The organism is Pseudomonadaceae bacterium SI-3 (genome assembly GCA_004010935.1).
GTDB lineage: Bacteria > Pseudomonadota > Gammaproteobacteria > Pseudomonadales > Pseudomonadaceae > Stutzerimonas.
On sequence record CP026511.1, the window covers coordinates 2,152,421 to 2,170,691 of the forward strand.

An 18,271-nucleotide genomic window follows, 5' to 3' on the forward strand; every position below is an offset into this window, starting at 1 on the left:
GCAGATGGCAACGGTGAGTGCCATTGCGGATAGCTCATCTTTCGTCGGAGTGCGAGCGCTAGTCAGGCATCGCGCAAAAGGTCGTGTGCGTTGAGCAGGCTGAAGGCAATTTCCGGGCGCTTTTCCAAGCCGCGACGGATCGCAGCCGGAATAGATTGCCGGGTTTTGCGACACAAGCCAGGCAGCTCAGACATATCGATGCGAATGCCGCGCATGCTGCGCACTTCGTTGATGCCCGGCGCAATATGCAGGCGAATCCCCAGTTGTTCGTAGATTCGTTGCTGCATGCGCTCAAGGTCAGCCAGATTTTCAATGTTCTCCAGGCGCGCTAGCAGGCGATTCTCCTCTTGGCGGGTCAGCCGCAGAATGCGCAGGTCGGCTTTGCTTGGGTCTTCCAGCAACTGCTCGCGCCCGCAGATGCAGGCGGCAGGCGGGCAGGGTTGACGGATCGGCACGGAGGCGGTCATGGGCTGATAATAGCTACGATCATGTGTTTGCTGCGCCGACGAAGCGATCGGAGACCATGTGAGTTTTGATAAGGGCGAAGCGCGTCAGTGTTTGCAAGAAGGCTTATGCCCTATAGCGATCGACGTCCGATTCTTGTTGCCGAAGCGGGCTATCGATACACGTTCATTAGTTGTAGCGCCCCGCAATGCCCCCAACGCTGAATCTGCCGGCGCCAAGCAGGGCTATCGCAATCGCGCCAAGCAAAAACATGCCTTGTAGCTCGAGTGCCCAGCCACCCATTTTGCCGAGCGAGAAAAGCTCCTGCATGTGGGCGAGTAGAAACGCGACGAGCATGTTGCCCGCTATGAGTAATGCGCCAATCCGGGTAAACACACCCAGAATGACCAGGGCTGGTCCGACTACTTCGCCTATATAAACGCCATAAGCCAAAAACGCGGGTAGGCCATTATTACCGAGCATGCCGGCAATGCCGTCGACTCCGTTTTGCAACTTGAAGATGCCATGCAAGAGAATCAGTACACCCACCGAAACCCTTAATACCAGTTTGCCCAGATCATCGGTCATGGTTCGTTTCATCCTTCGCGCTCAGGATCGGTCGTAACGCTACTCAAAAGATAGACCACTGAGAGGGTGGATGCTCCGGCAAGTTCCTAAGAACTAGGCGTCATAGGGAGGCCCCGTTGCTCGTTCCAGCTACGAGGTACGTCGGTGAATGCTGCGTGCATGGCGAATCGTCATCGACCGCAGCCTCCGTGTGCGTTTGAGATCAGATCAATCTCCTATCAGCTACAGCAATTTGTGTACAGCTGCCAGCGCTCAGGTTGCGTTCCGGCCGCTGCAACTGAACCACTCGCTGCTGTGTTTGGTTGCGGCCTGATAGGCAGGGTGACTTCTCTGGTACGAGCCACTAGAATGCTTGCCCATTCTGGGGCCGGAACGCCGGCTTATGTCTGTGCAACGAGGAAAATCCATGCAAGTTTCTGTTGAAAGCACCTCCGCTCTTGAGCGCCGCATGACCATTGGCGTGCCGGTCGAGCGCATCGAGACCGAAGTCAACAAGCGTCTGCAACAGACCGCCAGTCGTGCAAAGATTCCAGGCTTCCGTCCCGGCAAGGTGCCGATGAGCGTCATTCGCCAGCGTTACGAAGCGGCTGCCCGCCAGGAAGCATTAGGCGACCTGATTCAAGCGACCTTCTATGAAGCTGTCGTTGCGGAAAAGCTGAACCCTGCCGGCGCGCCAGCGGTCGAGCCTAAGGTGTTCGAAAAGGGTAAGGATCTCGAGTACGTAGCCACATTCGAAGTGTTCCCAGAGTTCAAGGTGGCTGGTCTGGACGCCATCGAAGTCGAGCGTCTGCAGGCCGAAGTGGCGGATTCCGATGTCGACAACATGCTTGAGATTCTGCGCAAGCAGAACACACGTTTCGAAAAGGTTGACCGTGCTGCCGAAGACGGCGATCAGCTGAACATCGATTTCGTTGGCAAAATCGATGGCGAGGCCTTCGCTGGCGGGTCCGCTCAGGGCACGCAGCTGGTCTTGGGTTCCGGTCGCATGATTCCCGGCTTCGAATCCGCACTCGTTGGCGCCAAGGCTGGTGAAGAGCGGGTTATCAACCCAGCGTTCCCTGAGGACTACCAGAACCTCGACCTGGCAGGCAAAACGGCTGAGTTCACTGTTACCGTGAACGGCGTAGAAGCCCCGCAACTACCAGAGCTGAATGATGAGTTCTTCGCCCAGTTCGGCGTGCAGGAAGGTGGTCTGGAAGGCTTCCGTGCCGAAGTTAAAAAGAACATGGAGCGCGAGCTGCGCCAGGCCATCAAGACCAAGGTCAAGAACCAGGTTATGGACGGTCTGGTTAGCGCCAACCCGATCGAAGTGCCAAAGGCCCTGATCGATAACGAAGTGAACCGTCTGCGCGTTCAGGCTGTTCAACAGTTCGGCGGTAATATCAAGCCTGATCAGCTGCCTGCCGAGTTGTTCGAGGAACAGGCCAAGCGTCGTGTTGTGCTGGGTCTGATCGTTGCCGAAGTGGTCAAGCAGTACGAGCTCAAGCCTGATGATGCGCGCGTTCGCGAGCTGATCGAGGAAATGGCCTCCGCCTATCAAGAGCCGGAACAGGTCGTGTCCTGGTACTACAAGAACGACGAGCAGTTGAACGAAGTCCGGTCTGTTGTGCTCGAAGAGCAAGTTGTAGATACTGTCCTGCAGCAGGCTAAAGTGACCGACAAATCGGTCTCCTACGAAGAAGCAGTGAAGCCTGCGGAAGCCCCGCAAGCTGCCTGAGTTTCTTTAATCGTTTAATGCACATTCATAAGCCAGCCTCGAGCTGGCTTATGTCTTTGCGGCGTAACATAGGGAGTATCGTTGGACATGTCCGGCAATCCGTTTATGCAAGCACCAGACATTCAGGCCGCTGGCGGCCTCGTGCCGATGGTCGTCGAGCAGTCCGCTCGTGGCGAGCGGGCGTATGACATTTATTCCCGTCTCCTTAAGGAGCGGGTGATTTTCATGGTTGGCCAAGTTGAAGACTATATGGCCAACCTGATTGTCGCGCAGATGCTATTCCTTGAGGCGGAAAACCCTGAGAAGGACATTCACCTGTACATCAACTCCCCTGGTGGGTCGGTGACTGCTGGTATGGCTATCTACGACACCATGCAGTTTATCAAGGCTGACGTTTCTACTACCTGTATCGGTCAAGCGTGCAGCATGGGTGCGTTCCTTCTCGCTGGCGGGGCCAAAGGCAAGCGTTTCTGTCTGCCAAACGCCCGAGTGATGATCCACCAGCCATTGGGTGGTTTTCAGGGGCAGGCGTCGGATATCGATATTCATGCCCGCGAAATCCTCTACATTCGCGAGAGGCTGAACCAGTTGCTGGCTCACCATACCGGCCAGGATTTGGAAACGATCGAGCGCGATACCAATCGTGACTACTTCATGAGTGCTACACGAGCGCTGGAATATGGCGTTGTCGATGCAGTTCATGAGAAGCGGCAGCTGCCGGTCTAACGCTGGTCTAGGAGGGCGTAGTTAGCGGGCATCCGTCATGTGCGCTTTGCGCGCCCTTGAAAATGCCTGCATTTGCCTTCATCTTGTATTACAAGCCTTCCCCGATTGGATCGATCGAATGACTGACACCCGCAACGGCGAGGATTCCGGCAAGCTGCTCTATTGCTCTTTCTGCGGCAAAAGCCAGCATGAAGTACGCAAATTGATTGCCGGGCCCTCGGTTTTTATCTGCGACGAGTGCGTCGACCTGTGCAATGACATCATCCGTGAGGAGGTGCAAGAGGCACAGGCTGAGAGCACATCGCAAAAGCTGCCCGCACCCAAGGAAATCAGCGGCATCCTTGACCAGTACGTAATTGGTCAGGAGCGAGCCAAGAAGATCCTGGCTGTGGCTGTGTACAACCATTACAAGCGACTCAACCAGCGCGATAAGAAGGAAGAAGTCGAGCTGGGCAAGAGCAACATACTGCTCATCGGACCGACCGGTTCTGGTAAGACGTTGCTTGCGGAAACGCTGGCCCGTTTGTTGAATGTTCCCTTCACTATCGCTGACGCTACTACGCTGACTGAAGCCGGTTACGTGGGCGAAGACGTTGAAAACATCATTCAGAAACTGCTGCAAAAGTGTGATTACGATGTGGAGAAGGCCCAGATGGGCATTGTCTATATCGACGAGATCGATAAGATCTCGCGTAAGTCTGACAATCCCTCGATCACCCGTGACGTCTCTGGCGAAGGTGTGCAGCAGGCGTTGCTGAAGCTGATCGAAGGCACGGTTGCCTCCGTACCACCGCAAGGTGGACGTAAGCATCCGCAGCAGGAATTCCTGCAGGTGGACACGCGAAACATTCTGTTTATCTGCGGCGGTGCGTTTGCCGGACTCGAGAAGGTTATTCAGGGTCGTGCAACCAAAGGCGGCATCGGCTTCAATGCAGAGGTCCGCAGTACGGAGCCGGGCAAAAAGATTGGCGAGTCGCTGCGTTCGGTTGAGCCGGACGATCTAGTGAAGTTTGGTTTGATTCCCGAGTTCGTCGGTCGTCTGCCGGTAATCGCTACGCTCGACGAACTCGACGAGGCGGCGCTGATTCAGATCCTCACCGAGCCGAAGAACGCGCTCACCAAGCAATACGGCAAGCTTTTCGAGCTTGAAGGTGTCGATCTGGAATTCCGTGCCGACGCACTGAAAGCAGTCGCAGCTCGTGCGCTGGAGCGCAAAACAGGTGCTCGAGGGCTACGTTCAATCCTCGAAGGCGTATTGCTGGATACCATGTATGAGATTCCTTCTCAGAAGGATGTCAGCAAGGTAGTCATCGACGAGAGCGTCATCGAAGGGACTTCTCAGCCGCTGCTCATATACGAGAACAGCGAGCCGCCTGCCAAGGCCGCGCCGGACGCGTGATAGAACAAGGGGGCCTCCGGGCCCCTTTGCTTTTCTACAGTCTCCTTGTTTTTTGCGTTGCGCGCCCTCATCTTGATTGCCAAGGGTATGAATTTCCCGTTTACCGCCGTATGGCCGTCGTAGAGCTGAATTTATGAAGACAACCATCGAATTGCCCCTTTTGCCGCTGCGCGACGTAGTGGTCTACCCGCATATGGTGATTCCGCTGTTCGTTGGGCGGGAAAAATCCATTGAGGCCCTTGAAGCAGCAATGGCTGGCGACAAGCAGATTTTGCTCTTGGCCCAGAAGAACCCAGCCGATGACGACCCGAGCGAAGAGGGGCTCTATCGTGTGGGTACGGTCGCAACGGTGCTGCAACTGCTGAAGCTGCCGGATGGCACAGTAAAAGTGCTTGTCGAAGGCGAACAGCGTGGCGTCATAGACCGGTTTTTCGACGTTGAAGACCATTGCCGGGCCGAGGTCTCACTGATCGACGAATCGGAGATCGAAGAGCGTGAAGCCGAAGTCTTCACCCGCAGCCTTTTGAGCCAGTTCGAGCAATATGTTCAGTTGGGCAAAAAGGTGCCCTCCGAGGTGCTGTCCTCGCTTGCCAGCATCGACGAGCCGGCGCGTCTGGTCGATACCATGGCTGCGCACATGGCGCTAAAAATCGAACAGAAGCAGGCAATTCTCGAAATCACCGATTTGCCGGCGCGAGTCGAACATGTGTTGGCCTTACTTGATGCTGAAATCGATCTGCTACAGGTGGAAAAACGCATTCGTGGCCGAGTCAAGAAGCAGATGGAGCGCAGCCAGCGCGAGTACTATTTGAATGAGCAGATGAAGGCCATTCAAAAAGAGCTGGGCGATATCGACGAAGGCCACAATGAAATCGATGATCTCAAGAAGCGCATCGAGAATGCCGGCCTGAGCAAGGACGCCTATGCCAAGGCGACCACCGAGCTGAACAAACTCAAGCAGATGTCACCGATGTCGGCTGAGGCTACCGTGGTCAGGACCTACATCGATTGGCTGGTCAACGTACCGTGGAAAGCGGCCAGCAAGGTTCGCCTTGATCTCGCCAAGGCTGAGGAAGTGCTTGATGCCGATCACTACGGCCTCGAAGAGGTCAAGGATCGGATTCTTGAGTACCTCGCAGTGCAGAAACGTGTGAAGAAACTAAAAGGTCCGGTTTTGTGCCTGGTCGGTCCACCAGGCGTGGGTAAGACCTCGCTGGCCGAGTCCATTGCGCGCTCGACGAATCGCAAGTTCGTGCGCATGGCGCTGGGTGGGGTGCGGGACGAAGCCGAGATCCGTGGACACCGTCGTACCTATATCGGCTCCATGCCGGGTCGGTTGATCCAGAAGATGAGCAAGGTCGGTGTGCGCAATCCGTTGTTCCTACTCGACGAGATCGACAAGATGGGTAACGACATGCGCGGAGACCCTGCGTCTGCTCTGCTTGAGGTGCTAGACCCTGAGCAGAACCACAACTTCAACGATCACTATCTCGAGGTCGACTACGACCTGTCAGACGTGATGTTCCTTTGCACAGCCAACTCCATGAACATCCCGGCGCCACTGCTTGATCGTATGGAGATCATTCGTCTGCCCGGCTATACGGAAGACGAGAAGATCAATATTGCCACCCGCTATCTGGTCCCGAAGCAGGTTCAGGCCAATGGCCTTAAAAAGACCGAGTTGCTGTTCGATGATGAAGCTATTCGCGACATCATTCGTTACTACACTCGCGAGGCCGGCGTTCGCGGACTGGAGCGTCAGATAGCCAAGGTATGCCGCAAGGTGGTGAAGGAGCATGCCGCAGAGAAGCGCTTTGAAGTCAGTGTTACAGCCGAATCGCTGGAGCACTTCCTGGGGGTTCGCAAATTCCGCTACGGGCTTGCCGAGCTGCAAGATCAGGTCGGTCAGGTCACCGGCTTGGCATGGACTCAGGTTGGTGGCGAGTTGCTCACCATCGAAGCAGCCGTCGTTCCAGGGAAGGGGCGGCTGACCAAAACTGGGTCGCTGGGCGATGTGATGGGTGAGTCCATCACCGCAGCGTTAACCGTGGTGCGTAGCCGCGCGAAGAGTCTCGGTATCCCTGTCGATTTCCACGAAAAACAGGATATTCATATCCATGTCCCGGAAGGCGCTACGCCGAAGGATGGTCCTAGCGCAGGCATCGGCATGTGCACGGCGCTGGTTTCGGCAATGACCCAGATTCCTGTTAGGGCCGAAGTTGCCATGACCGGCGAGATTACCCTGCGCGGGCAGGTGCTGGCGATTGGCGGTTTGAAAGAGAAACTGCTCGCGGCACACCGCGGCGGTATCAAGACAGTGATCATTCCTGAAGAAAACCAGCGTGATCTGAAAGAGATTCCTGAGAATATTAAGCAGGACCTGCAGATTAAACCGGTCAAGTGGATTGACGAAGTCCTCCAAATTGCGCTGCAATACGCGCCGGAGCCCTTGCCCGATGCGGCTCCAGATATCGTTGCAAAGGATGACAAGCGCGAGTCTGATTCCAAGGAGCGAATCAGCACGCATTAGTCCGAGAGGCTTGGTTGACACATTTTCGGTGGCCTTGATATAAGCCGGCCTTTTGTGTAGTTGCTATTTCGGCACCGCTTTGCTTACACCTAAAAATTATAGATACGACTCAACAGAAATAAGGGGACTTAGAGTGAACAAGTCGGAACTGATCGATGCTATCGCCGCATCTGCTGATATCCCGAAAGCTGTTGCTGGCCGCGCGCTGGATGCAGTAATTGAATCCGTTACAGGCGCTCTGAAGGCTGGTGATTCCGTGGTGCTGGTTGGTTTCGGTACTTTCGCTGTCAAGGAGCGCGCTGCTCGCACTGGCCGCAATCCCCAGACTGGCAAGCCGATCGACATCGCCGCGGCCAAGATCCCGGGATTCAAGGCAGGTAAGGCTCTGAAAGACGCTGTCAACTAAGCGTTTTCGATCCGGCCAGTTGCCAGTTAGCGCTGGCCCTGGCTTGGGGCGGTTATTCGAACAGGCACTGCTTGTTGCGTTCGGGCTTGGGGGATTAGGCCCAGCTGCTCCAAAAGCTCCGAGAAGGCGCATCCCTGGATGCGCCTTTCTTTTTATCCGGATTCCCGCGCTGCAGCGACGACTGCGCAGCTGACTCCTGGGGGACGCATGCTTCAGAATATCAGGGACAATTCACAAGGCTGGATTGCCAAAACCATCATAGGCATCATCGTGATGCTGCTGGCTTTGACCGGCTTTGACGCCATTTTCAATGCCGCCAGCAACAGCCGAAATGCCGCTGAGGTCAACGGTGAGGAAATCTCACTGGACGAGCTCAACCAGGCCATGAACATGCAGCGTCGCCAACTGGCTCAGCAGCTAGGAGGTAACTTCGACCCGTCGATGCTGGACGACAAGCTGGTACGCGAGTCATCACTACGCGCGCTCATTGACCGTGCGCTTTTGCTGCAAGGTGCCCGCGATGCGGATTTCGCCTTCTCCGAAACGGCGCTTGATCAGCTGATCCTGCAAACTCCTGAGTTTGCCGTGGACGGCGCATTTAATGCTGCGCGTTTCGATCAGGTAATTCAGCAAATGGGTTATACCCGGCTGCAGTTCCGCGAGCTGTTGAAACAGGAAATGTTGATTGGCCAACTTCGCGCCGGCATTTCCGGTTCCGGTTTCGTCACAGATGACCAGATCGAAGCCTTCGCTCGGCTTGAGCAGCAGACACGTGATTTCGCAACCATCACCGTGCCGGCTGATACCGACGCCGTTGAAGTGAGCAGTGACGAGGCGCGCGAGTATTACGAACAAAATACCGACCGCTTTCGCTCGCCCGAGCAGGTCATCGTCGAGTATGTCGAGCTGAATAAGGAGTCCTTCTTTGACCAGGTCGAGGTGTCGGAGGAGGAGGTGCAGGATCTGTATCAGCAGCGTATCGCTAACCTGGCAGAACAACGCCGTGCGGCGCATATCTTGATCGAGACCGATGAGGCTGGCGATGCAAGCGCCAGGGAGAAGATCGACGAGGTCGCTAAGCGTTTGGCCTCAGGCCAGGACTTCTCAGCGTTGGCTAAGGAGGTTTCCGAAGATCCGGGATCCGCGAGTGAAGGGGGCGACCTCGGCTTTGCTGGTCCAGGCGTTTACGACCCTGCTTTCGAGGAGGCGCTCTACGCTTTGGAGGAGGGCCATGTCTCTGCGCCGGTTCGCTCCGATTTCGGCTGGCACTTGATTAAGCTTCTGGATGTTCAGTCGCCAGAGATCCCAACACTGGAAAGCCTAAAACCTGAACTGGTGCGGGAACTCAAAGCTCAACAGGTTGAGCAGCGCTTCGTCGAGGCCAGCAAGCAGCTCGAGGACACCGCATTCGAATCTGCCGATCTTGCCCAGCCGGCACAGGAATTGGGTCTTTCGGTACAAACGACCGAGGCGTTCGGCCGTGAAGGTGGAGCTGACGTCGCATCAAATCGGCAGGTCATCCAGGCTGCGTTTAGTGATGAGGTTCTGATCGACGGTGCTAATAGCGGTGTGATCGAACTGGATCCGGACACCGTCGTTGCTGTGCGAGTGAAGGAACACCTGAAACCCGAAGTGCTGCCTTTCGATACAGTGAAGGACGACATCATCACTCAACTCAAGCGCAGTAAGGCAGCAGAACAAGCAATTGAAGCCGGTGAGCAGCTGATCGCTACCCTACGTGATGGCGGACAGGTTCAGCAGCAGTGGCAGCCTGTCGAAGCCGCCTCGCGCAACCAGGAAGGGGTTGAGCCGGCAGTACTCCAACAAGTGTTTCGGATGCCGAAACCGGTGGAAGGCGACAAGCCGAGCTACAGCAGTGTTCGCATGCCCGACGGAGATCTCGTCGTGGTTCGTCTGAGCGGTGTAAGCGAGCCCAAAGCGGAACTCTCGCAGGAAGACAAGCAGAACTATCGTCGTTTCCTGGCGTCGCGGAGTGGCCAGCAAGATTTCGCTGCCTACCGTCAGATGCTCCATGCGGACGCTGAGATCGAGACCTTCTGAGGAAGTCCTAGCGCAAAAAAAACCCGCATCCATATGCGGGTTTTTTTATAGCGCCGGGTGGATCAGTCTTCCATTGCGCCCATCGCAGTGGTGTTGAAACCACCGTCGACATAGAGAACTTCGCCACTAATACCGGAAGCCAGATCTGAACAGAGGAAGGCACCCGCATTGCCGACCTCGTCAATGGTGACATTGCGGCGTAGCGGCGTCTGCTTTTCGTTGGCCGCCAGCATCTTGCGGAAGCTTTTGATCCCAGAGGCTGCCAGCGTACGGATTGGGCCAGCGGACACAGCGTTGACGCGAGTGCCCTCTGGGCCCAGGCTGCCGGCGAGGTAGCGAACACCTGCCTCGAGACTGGCCTTGGCCATGCCCATTACGTTGTAGTTGGGCATGGTGCGTTCAGCGCCGAGGTAGGAGAGCGTGAGGATGCTGCCATTGCGCCCCTTCATCATCGGACGTCCAGCCTTGGCCAGCGCGACGAGGCTGTAGGCGCTGATGTCATGGGCGATGCGGAAGCCGTCACGTGTAGTGACCTCGGTAAAGTCGCCGTCGAGCTGATCGCCCGGAGCAAAGCCGACTGAGTGAACGATACCGTCCAGACCGTCCCACTTTTTGCCGAGCTCTTCGAATACCTTGACGATCTCGTCGTCGCTGGCGACATCACAAGGAAAGCACAACTCCGGCCCCGAGCCCCAGCCAGCAGCGAACTCCTCGACGCGGCCCTTGAGCTTTTCATTTTGATAGGTGAAAGCCAGCTCGGCGCCCTCACGATGCATGGCCGCGGCGATTCCGGAGGCAATCGACAGCTTGCTGGCGACGCCGACGATCAATACGCGCTTACCGGTTAGAAAACCCATGTGCTTGTCCCTCTTCTGGTTGTTCATCAGTAGCTGGGACCATGAACGCTGATTCCAGTAACTGTTGTGTATATGGATGTTGGGGAGCGGCGAAGATTGCTTCTGCCATTCCCTGCTCAACGACCTTACCTTGCTTGACCACCATCATCTGATGGCTCAGCGCCCGAACCACTGCCAAGTCGTGGCTGATGAACAGGTAGGTCAGGTTGTACTTGGCCTGAAGTGAGCGCAGTAGCTCGACTACTTGCCGCTGTACGGTTCGATCCAATGCCGAGGTTGGTTCATCAAGCAGGATCAGATCAGGCTTGAGGACCAAGGCCCTGGCAATGGCGATTCGCTGCCGTTGGCCTCCCGAAAACTCATGGGGGTAACGGTGCCGACTTTCTGGGTCGAGTCCAACCTCGACCAGTGCATCGATGATTGCTTGCGCTTGCTCCTCGGCCGAACCCAAGCCATGGATACTGAGCCCCTCTCCAACGATCTGCCCCACCGACATGCGAGGGCTCAGACTGCCGAAAGGATCCTGAAACACGACCTGCATTTGCCGGCGCAATGGACGTACCGCCCGTTGTGACATCGCCTCAAGCGCATGGCCCTGGAAGCGGATTTCGCCGCTGCTCGAAAGCAGACGCAGAATAGCCAAACCCAGCGTGGATTTCCCCGAGCCGCTTTCGCCGACGATGCCCAGCGTCTGACCTTTCGGCAGGTTGAACGTGACGCCATCTACTGCCTTGATATGGTCGACGGTGTGCCTGAAAAGCCCCTTCTTGATAGGGAACCAGACCCGCAGATCATTCACTTCCAGCAGTGATGCCGACGAGGGCTCAACCGGCACCGGTCCGCCGCTAGGTTCTGCCCCGAGCAGTTCCCGTGTATAGGGATGCTGCGGTGATCGGAACAATTCCTCGCAAGGTGCCTGTTCGACGACACAACCGCTCTTCATGACACATACATGGTGAGCGATTCGGCGAACCAGGTTCAGGTCGTGACTGATCAGCAGCAGAGCCATGCCTAGTCGGGCCTGCAGCTCCTTGAGCAGCTCGAGTATTTTCAGTTGCACTGTGACGTCCAGTGCAGTGGTGGGTTCGTCGGCGATCAGTAACTCGGGTTCGTTTGCCAGAGCCATGGCGATTACGACGCGCTGGCGCTGGCCGCCCGAAAGTTCGTGAGGGTAGGCTCGGATTCGCTTGGTAGGCTCGGGTATTCCAACCAGCTCAAGCAGCTCAAGGGTACGGGCTGTAGCTGCCTTGCCGTTGAGCCCCTTGTGAATCTGCAGCACCTCATTGATCTGCTTGCCAATGGTGTGCAGCGGGTTCAGCGAGGTCATCGGCTCCTGGAACACCATCGCGATGCGGTCGCCGCGTATACCGCGCATGCGTTTTTCGCTCGCTTTGAGCAAGTCCTCACCACCATAGCGAATTTCACCTACCGGATGCTGTGCGAGGGGGTATGGCAGCAGCCGCAGGATCGAGTGCGCCGTGACGGATTTGCCGGATCCGCTTTCGCCAACCAGCGCCAGCGTCTCGCCTTTGCGGATATCGAAGCTCACACCCGTCACCACGCGCTGGGCCTGACCATTCGTGACGAACTCGACGGCCAGATCGCGGACCTCGATAAGGTTCTCGGTCATGCTATTTCCTTGGGTCGAAAGCATCGCGAGCAGCCTCTCCGATAAACACCAGGAGGGTCAGCATGACGGCTAGCACCATGAATGCGCTAATGCCCAGCCACGGCGCCTGCAGATTCGCCTTGCCTTGTGCGACTAGCTCACCCAGCGAAGGCGCGCCAGGCGGCAAGCCGAAGCCAAGGAAATCCAAGGCGGTCAGGGTGCCGATCGCTCCTGTGAGGATGAATGGCATGAAGGTCATGGTCGACACCATCGCGTTGGGCAGAATGTGGCGGAACATGATTGCGCCGTTGCGCATGCCCAGGGCGCGTGCTGCCCGTACGTATTCGAGATTACGGCCGCGTAGGAACTCAGCCCGAACTACATCGACCAGGCTCATCCAGGAGAACAACAGCATGATGCCGAGCAGCCACCAGAAGTTCGGCTGCACAAAGCTTGCAAGGATGATCAGCAGATAGAGCACCGGCAGGCCGGACCATATTTCCAGGACTCGCTGACCAACGAGGTCGACCCAGCCGCCGTAGAAACCCTGCAGCGCGCCGGCAATTACGCCGATCACCGAGCTGATAAGTGTCAGGGTCAGCGCAAACAAAACCGAGATCCGAAAGCCGTAGATGACTCTTGCGAGCACGTCGCGCCCCTGGTCATCGGTGCCTAGCCAGTTCTCCCAGGATGGCGGGGCGGGAGCGGGTACCTGCAGATCGTAGTTGATACTGGAATGATGAAAGGGAATCGGCGGCCAGACCATCCAGCCACCTTTCTTCTCGATCAGTTCCTGAATGTAAGGTCCTTTGTAGTTGGCCTGCAGTGGAAACTCGCCCCCGAAGACGGTCTCTGGATAGCGCTTGAACACGGGCACATACCAGTCGCCATCGAAACGAACCACGATCGGCTTGTCGTTGGCAATCAGCTCGGCGCCTAGGCTGAGTACGAACAGGGTCAGAAAGATCCACAGTGACCACCAGCCGCGCTTGTGGGCCTTGAACAGGGCGAACCGGCGCTGGTTCAGCGGCGAAAGCTTCATCTCAAGCCTCCCTGCTTTCGAAGTCGATTCGGGGATCGACGAGCGTATAGGTCAGGTCGCCGATGAGCTTGACCACCAGACCGAGCAAGGTGAAGAGGAAAAGCGTGCCGAACACGACGGGATAATCACGATTGATGGCTGCCTCGAAACTAAGCAGGCCAAGGCCGTCTAGCGAGAAAATGACCTCGATCAGCAGTGAGCCGGTGAAAAACATGCCGATAAATGCTGAGGGGAAGCCAGCAATAATGATCAGCATTGCGTTACGGAACACGTGGCCATACAACACGCGATTTTTGCTCAAGCCTTTGGCGCGTGCCGTGATGACGTACTGCTTGTTTATTTCATCGAGGAAGCTGTTTTTCGTCAGCAAGGTGAGCGTCGCGAAATTTCCGATCACCAATGCCGTAACGGGAAGCGCAAGATGCCAGAAGTAGTCGATGATCTTGCCGGTGAGCGAAAGCTCTTCAAAGTTTCCGGAGGTCAGCCCCCTCAGTGGGAACCAGTTCCAATAACTGCCTCCGGCGAACAGCACGATCAGCAGGATGGCGAACAGGAACGCAGGTATTGCATAGCCAATGATGATGGCCGAACTGGTCCAGACGTCGAATGCACTGCCATGTCGAGTTGCCTTAGCGATCCCTAGTGGGATCGATGCCAAGTACATGATGAGCGTGCTCCATAGCCCCAGCGAGATCGACACCGGCATTTTTTCGATAATCAGATCGGTCACGCTGGCATCGCGGAAAAAACTTTCACCGAAATCCAGCCGCAAGTAGTTGCTGAGCATGATCCAGAAGCGTTCTGGTGCCGGCTTGTCGAAGCCGTACAGGCGTTCGATTTCGGCTATCAGGTCAGGGTCCAGGCCTTGCCCGCCTCGATAGCTGTTGCTCCCAGTCGCGACTTCGGATCCTCCGCCGGCGATCCGGCTGGTTGCGCCTTCGAAGCCCTCCAGCTTGGCAATCGCCTGTTCGACGGGGCCGCCAGGTGCGGCCTGAATGATGATGAAATTGATCAGCAAGATGCCGAACAGAGTTGGGATGATCAGCAGTAGGCGCCGGAAAATGTACGCGAGCATGCCTATTGTTCCGTCGTACGGGTGACGCTGGTATCGGTTTCGGTCGCTGGCTCGTCTTCAAGCGGTTCCGGCTCGGGCTTGTCTACGTCTGGCTTGTTCCACCAGGTCATCAGGGCGACATCATAACGTGGCGTTATCTCTGGGTGTGCGAGATGGTTCCAGTACGCGACACGCCAGGTCTTGATGTGCCAGTTCGGAATTACGTAGTGACCTGCGAGCAATACACGGTCCAGCGCACGAGTGCGTGTAATCAACTCGTCCCGCGAGTCAGCGGCAATCAGCTTTTCGACTAGCACATCGATGGCGGGGTCTTTCAGCCCGATGTAATTGCGGCTTCCTGGATTATCGGCACTCGCCGAATGCCAGTATTCACGTTGCTCATTGCCTGGCGAGCTCGACTGACCGAACCCGCTGACAATCATGTCGTAGTCACGAGAACGCAGCCGGTTGATGTATTGCGATACGTCGACGCGGCGGAGCTCAAGGTCGATGCCCAGGCTGGCGAGGTTACGCTTGTAGGGCAGCAGCACGCGCTCGAAGTCTGCTTGCAATAACAGAAACTCGAGTTTGACCGGCTTGCCCTTGGCGTCCACCATCTGGTCGTTTTCAATCTTCCAGCCGGCTGCCGTAAGCAGCTCGTAGGCCCGGCGCTGCTGTGCTCGGATGATGCCATCGGCGTTGGTTTGTGGCAGTTCGAAAGGTTTTTCGAATACCTGATCCGGAATTTTGCCGCGTAGTGGTTCGAGGATGCTCAACTCCTGCTCACTGGGCAGGCCCGAGGACGCCAGCTCGGAGTTATCGAAATAGCTGGTGGTGCGTGTGTAGGCACCATTGAATAATTGGCGATTTGTCCATTCGAAATCGAAGAGCAGCGCCAGGGCTTCTCGAACCCTTTGATCCTGCAATCGGCCTCTGCGGGTGTTGAATATGAATCCCTGCATGCCTTGGGGATTGTGATTGGCGATCTCCTCCTTGAGGATCCGCCCGTCTTTGACGGCCTCGATATCATAGGCAGTGGCCCAGTTCTTCGCGCTCGTCTCCAGCCAGTAATCGAAGTGACCAGCCTTGAAAGCCTGGAGCGCTACGGTGTTATCGCGGTAGTAATCGATGTTGACGTGATCAAAGTTATAGAAACCTCGGTTCACCGCGAGGTTTTTGCCCCAGTAATCTTCGACGCGGGCATAACGGACTGAGCGACCCGCTTCTGCTCGCTCGATGCGATAGGGCCCGCTGCCCAACGGGGCTTCCATGCTGCCAGAGGCGAAATCTTTGTCTGCCCACCAATGCTTCGGCAGGACGGGCAGCTGGCCGAGGATCAGCGGCAGCTCTCGATTCCCTGCATGCTTGAAATCGAACCGGACGCGACGCGGGCCTTCTATCACGGCTTTTTCGACGTCAGCGTAGTAGCCACGGTAATGCGGCGCGCCCTTGCTGATCAGCGTTTCGAAAGTGAACACGACGTCCTCAGCTTCAACCGGCTCGCCGTCATGAAACTTCGCCTCGGGCCGCAGGTAGAAACGCACCCACTCATTGTTTGGTCCTTTCTCGATCTTTTCTGCGAGCAGGCCATAAACCGTGAAGGGCTCGTCAAGGCTGTTAGTCGTCAGCGTGTCATAGACAAGGCCTATGTCATCCGCAGCTACGCCTTTGTTGATGAACGGGTTGAGCGAATCAAAACTGCCGAAACCTGCCTGGCGCAGCGTTCCGCCTTTGGGGGCGTCCGGATTGACATACTCAAAATGAGAAAAGTCAGACGGATATTTGGGCAGCTCACCATACAAGGTCAGCGCATGCTGCGGTGCCGCTTCGGCCAGGCCCGTGAGGGAGAGTAGGGCGAAGGTGCCCGCTTGTAGAAACACCCGACGTATCTTGCTTGTCATTGAGCCTTCTCCTCCAGGTCCTTCAACCACCACGCGCGCAATCCCAGCGTGTAGGGCGGTGTGGTGACGTGGGCAAACCGATTACGGTATGCCAGACGGTGGTAACTGATGTACCAATTGGGGATGGTGTAGTGATTCCAGAGCAGAACGCGGTCGATAGCGCGTGTGGCGGCTATCTGCTCGTCACGGGTCTTCGCCGCAAGCAGCTTCTCGATCATTGAGTCGACGATGGGGTTGGCGACGCCGGCGTAGTTGCGACCGCCCTTTACGTTCACCTGGCTTGAATGGAAATACAGCCACTGTTCCAGCCCAGGGCTGAGACTCTGCCCGAGTGTGGTCAAGATCATGTCGTAGTCATACTGATCAAGCCGCTGCTTGTACTGCGCGCCATCGACAGTTCGCAGGCGGGCTGATATGCCGATCCGCGACAGGTTTTCCACATAGGGCTGAAGTATCCGCTCGAGCCCCGGATTGACCAGCAGAATCTCGAAGCTGAATGGGCGCCCCGCCTTGTCTCGAAGGCCGTCGGGCGTCAGCTTCCAGCCGGCATCCCCGAGCAAAGCCAGCGCCTTGCGCAAAGTGTCGCGTGGAATTCCGCGCCCGTCCGTTTTCGGTAATTTGAATGGCTCGGTGAAGAGCTGCGCCGGAAGTTGCTCCCTGAATGGCGAGAGCAGGAGCCATTCCCCACCTTCTGGTGTGCCGGTCGCGGAGAACACGCTGTTCGGATAGTAGCTTTCGCTGCGCTGGTAGGCCCCATAGAACAGGGCGCGGTTAGTCCACTCGAAGTCGAACAGCAGGCCCAAAGCCTGCCGCACCCTGATGTCGGCAAAGGTCGAACGACGCGCGTTCATGAACATTGCCTGGGTCTGGGTAGGGATTTCGTGCGGAATCTCTGCGCGAATCACGTCACCGCGCAGAACCGCAGGGAATTGATAGCCATTGGCCCAGTTTTTTGCTTGGTGCTCGATGTAGTAGTCGAACTCACCGACCTTAAAGGCTTCGAAGGCGACAGTCGTGTCGCGATAGAACTCCACGTCGACCCGATTGAAGTTGTACTTACCGCGATTGGCGGGGAGATCACTACCCCACCAGTTCTTCACTTTCTCGAAGGTGACGCGCCGTCCTGGCTGAACATCGCTGATTCTGTAAGGGCCACTGCCCAATGGTGGCTCGAACGTGGTTGCGCGGAAATCCCGGTCCTTCCAATAGTGTTGCGGCAGCACCGGCAATTCACCCAGGCGCATAATCAGCAACGGCTGGCCCGGTTTGTCGAACACGAAACGAATGCGATGGCGATTAAGTATGTCGACGCGATCAACGCCCTGCAGATCGGTGCGGTAGCTCGGGTGACCATCTTTGATCAACAGCCGATAAGAAAATGCAACGTCGTAAGCCGTGATCGGGCGACCGTCGTGAAAGCGCGCCGAGTCGCGCAGGTTGAAAACCACCCAACTATGGTTGTCGCTATACTCGATGGTCTCGGCGATCAGGCCGTACGCTGAAGCGGGTTCGTCGCCTGATGGATCATAGACGCCTGTCCCAACCATCAGCGGCTCGTTCAGTTCAGAGACGCCATACTGGAAAAAGCCAGGTGTTGCGGTTGGGCTGGTTCCCTTGAATGTGTAAGGATTCAGCGTGTCAAACGTGCCGGAAGCCATCAGCCGCACGTTGCCACCCTTAGGCGCATCGGGGTTCACCCAATCGAAATGAGTAAAGTCTTCCGCATATTTAAGGGTGCCGAACTGCGCATAACCGTGGCTTTCGCTGATGGTGGCGAACGACGGAAAGCTCAGTCCCAGACAGCTCAACAGTAATAGGATGGGTCGCATCAAACGGTGAATCCGATCCATGGCGCTTTCGGTCTTTTCGGCCGGCTACAGTAACAGCTTGTATCCGCTGGAAAAAGGCCGGCCATCTGGGCAAACTGCCTTTCCCTT

The 18,271-nt window shown here is 56.6% G+C and carries 14 protein-coding genes; 6 read left to right on the forward strand and 8 right to left on the reverse strand.

Annotation, left to right across the window (positions count from 1 at the left end):
- Positions 1-62: 62 nt before the first annotated feature.
- Positions 63-467 (reverse strand): hypothetical protein, encoded by a 405-nt coding sequence (locus C1896_10255; protein ID AZZ45250.1) that lies wholly within the window; start codon positions 465-467, stop codon positions 63-65.
- Between the two features lie 166 nt (positions 468-633).
- Positions 634-1,032, reverse strand: a complete 399-nt coding sequence (locus C1896_10260) for a DoxX family protein (GenBank protein ID AZZ45251.1) — start codon at positions 1,030-1,032, stop codon at positions 634-636.
- Between the two features lie 406 nt (positions 1,033-1,438).
- Here C1896_10260 and C1896_10265 point away from each other — a divergent pair, with 406 nt between their 5' ends.
- The 6 genes from C1896_10265 to C1896_10290 all read left to right on the forward strand — a co-directional run bounded on the left by C1896_10265 (position 1,439) and on the right by C1896_10290 (position 9,871).
- Positions 1,439-2,749 (forward strand): trigger factor, encoded by a 1,311-nt coding sequence (locus tag C1896_10265; GenBank protein AZZ45252.1) that lies wholly within the window; start codon positions 1,439-1,441, stop codon positions 2,747-2,749.
- Between the two features lie 87 nt (positions 2,750-2,836).
- Complete coding sequence (gene clpP / locus C1896_10270; GenBank protein ID AZZ45253.1) at positions 2,837-3,475, forward strand: ATP-dependent Clp endopeptidase, proteolytic subunit ClpP; 639 nt, start codon at positions 2,837-2,839, stop codon at positions 3,473-3,475.
- 118 nt (positions 3,476-3,593) lie between these two features.
- Complete coding sequence (locus tag C1896_10275; GenBank protein ID AZZ45254.1) at positions 3,594-4,874, forward strand: ATP-dependent Clp protease ATP-binding subunit ClpX; 1,281 nt, start codon at positions 3,594-3,596, stop codon at positions 4,872-4,874.
- 133 nt (positions 4,875-5,007) lie between these two features.
- Positions 5,008-7,404, forward strand: coding sequence for an endopeptidase La (locus C1896_10280; protein AZZ45255.1), 2,397 nt, complete (start codon positions 5,008-5,010; stop codon positions 7,402-7,404).
- A gap of 133 nt (positions 7,405-7,537) precedes the next feature.
- The gene (locus C1896_10285) at positions 7,538-7,810 is read left to right on the forward strand and encodes a DNA-binding protein HU-beta (protein AZZ45256.1); all 273 of its coding nucleotides are present in this window, start codon (positions 7,538-7,540) and stop codon (positions 7,808-7,810) included.
- Between the two features lie 207 nt (positions 7,811-8,017).
- Positions 8,018-9,871 carry a peptidylprolyl isomerase gene (locus C1896_10290; GenBank protein AZZ47616.1) on the forward strand — a complete coding sequence of 618 codons (1,854 nt, stop codon included), beginning with the start codon at positions 8,018-8,020 and terminating at the stop codon, positions 9,869-9,871.
- 62 nt (positions 9,872-9,933) lie between these two features.
- Here C1896_10290 and C1896_10295 read toward each other — a convergent pair whose 3' ends face one another.
- The 6 genes from C1896_10295 to C1896_10320 are packed head-to-tail and all read right to left on the reverse strand — an operon-like array spanning position 9,934 to position 18,163.
- Complete coding sequence (locus C1896_10295) at positions 9,934-10,728, reverse strand: enoyl-[acyl-carrier-protein] reductase FabI (GenBank protein AZZ45257.1); 795 nt, start codon at positions 10,726-10,728, stop codon at positions 9,934-9,936.
- Positions 10,709-12,358: a microcin ABC transporter ATP-binding protein gene (locus C1896_10300; protein AZZ45258.1), complete on the reverse strand. Its 1,650-nt coding sequence runs from the start codon at positions 12,356-12,358 to the stop codon at positions 10,709-10,711. Before C1896_10300 ends, C1896_10295 begins: the two co-directional genes overlap by 20 nt.
- Position 12,359: 1 nt before the next feature.
- Positions 12,360-13,379, reverse strand: a complete 1,020-nt coding sequence (locus C1896_10305) for an ABC transporter permease (GenBank protein ID AZZ45259.1) — start codon at positions 13,377-13,379, stop codon at positions 12,360-12,362.
- Between the two features lies 1 nt (position 13,380).
- Positions 13,381-14,454, reverse strand: a complete 1,074-nt coding sequence (locus C1896_10310; GenBank protein AZZ45260.1) for a microcin C ABC transporter permease YejB — start codon at positions 14,452-14,454, stop codon at positions 13,381-13,383.
- A 2-nt stretch (positions 14,455-14,456) separates the two neighbouring features.
- Positions 14,457-16,334: a hypothetical protein gene (locus C1896_10315; protein ID AZZ45261.1), complete on the reverse strand. Its 1,878-nt coding sequence runs from the start codon at positions 16,332-16,334 to the stop codon at positions 14,457-14,459.
- The gene (locus tag C1896_10320) at positions 16,331-18,163 is read right to left on the reverse strand and encodes an ABC transporter substrate-binding protein (GenBank protein AZZ47617.1); all 1,833 of its coding nucleotides are present in this window, start codon (positions 18,161-18,163) and stop codon (positions 16,331-16,333) included. The genes C1896_10315 and C1896_10320 overlap by 4 nt, the downstream gene beginning before the upstream one ends.
- Positions 18,164-18,271 lie beyond the last annotated feature (108 nt).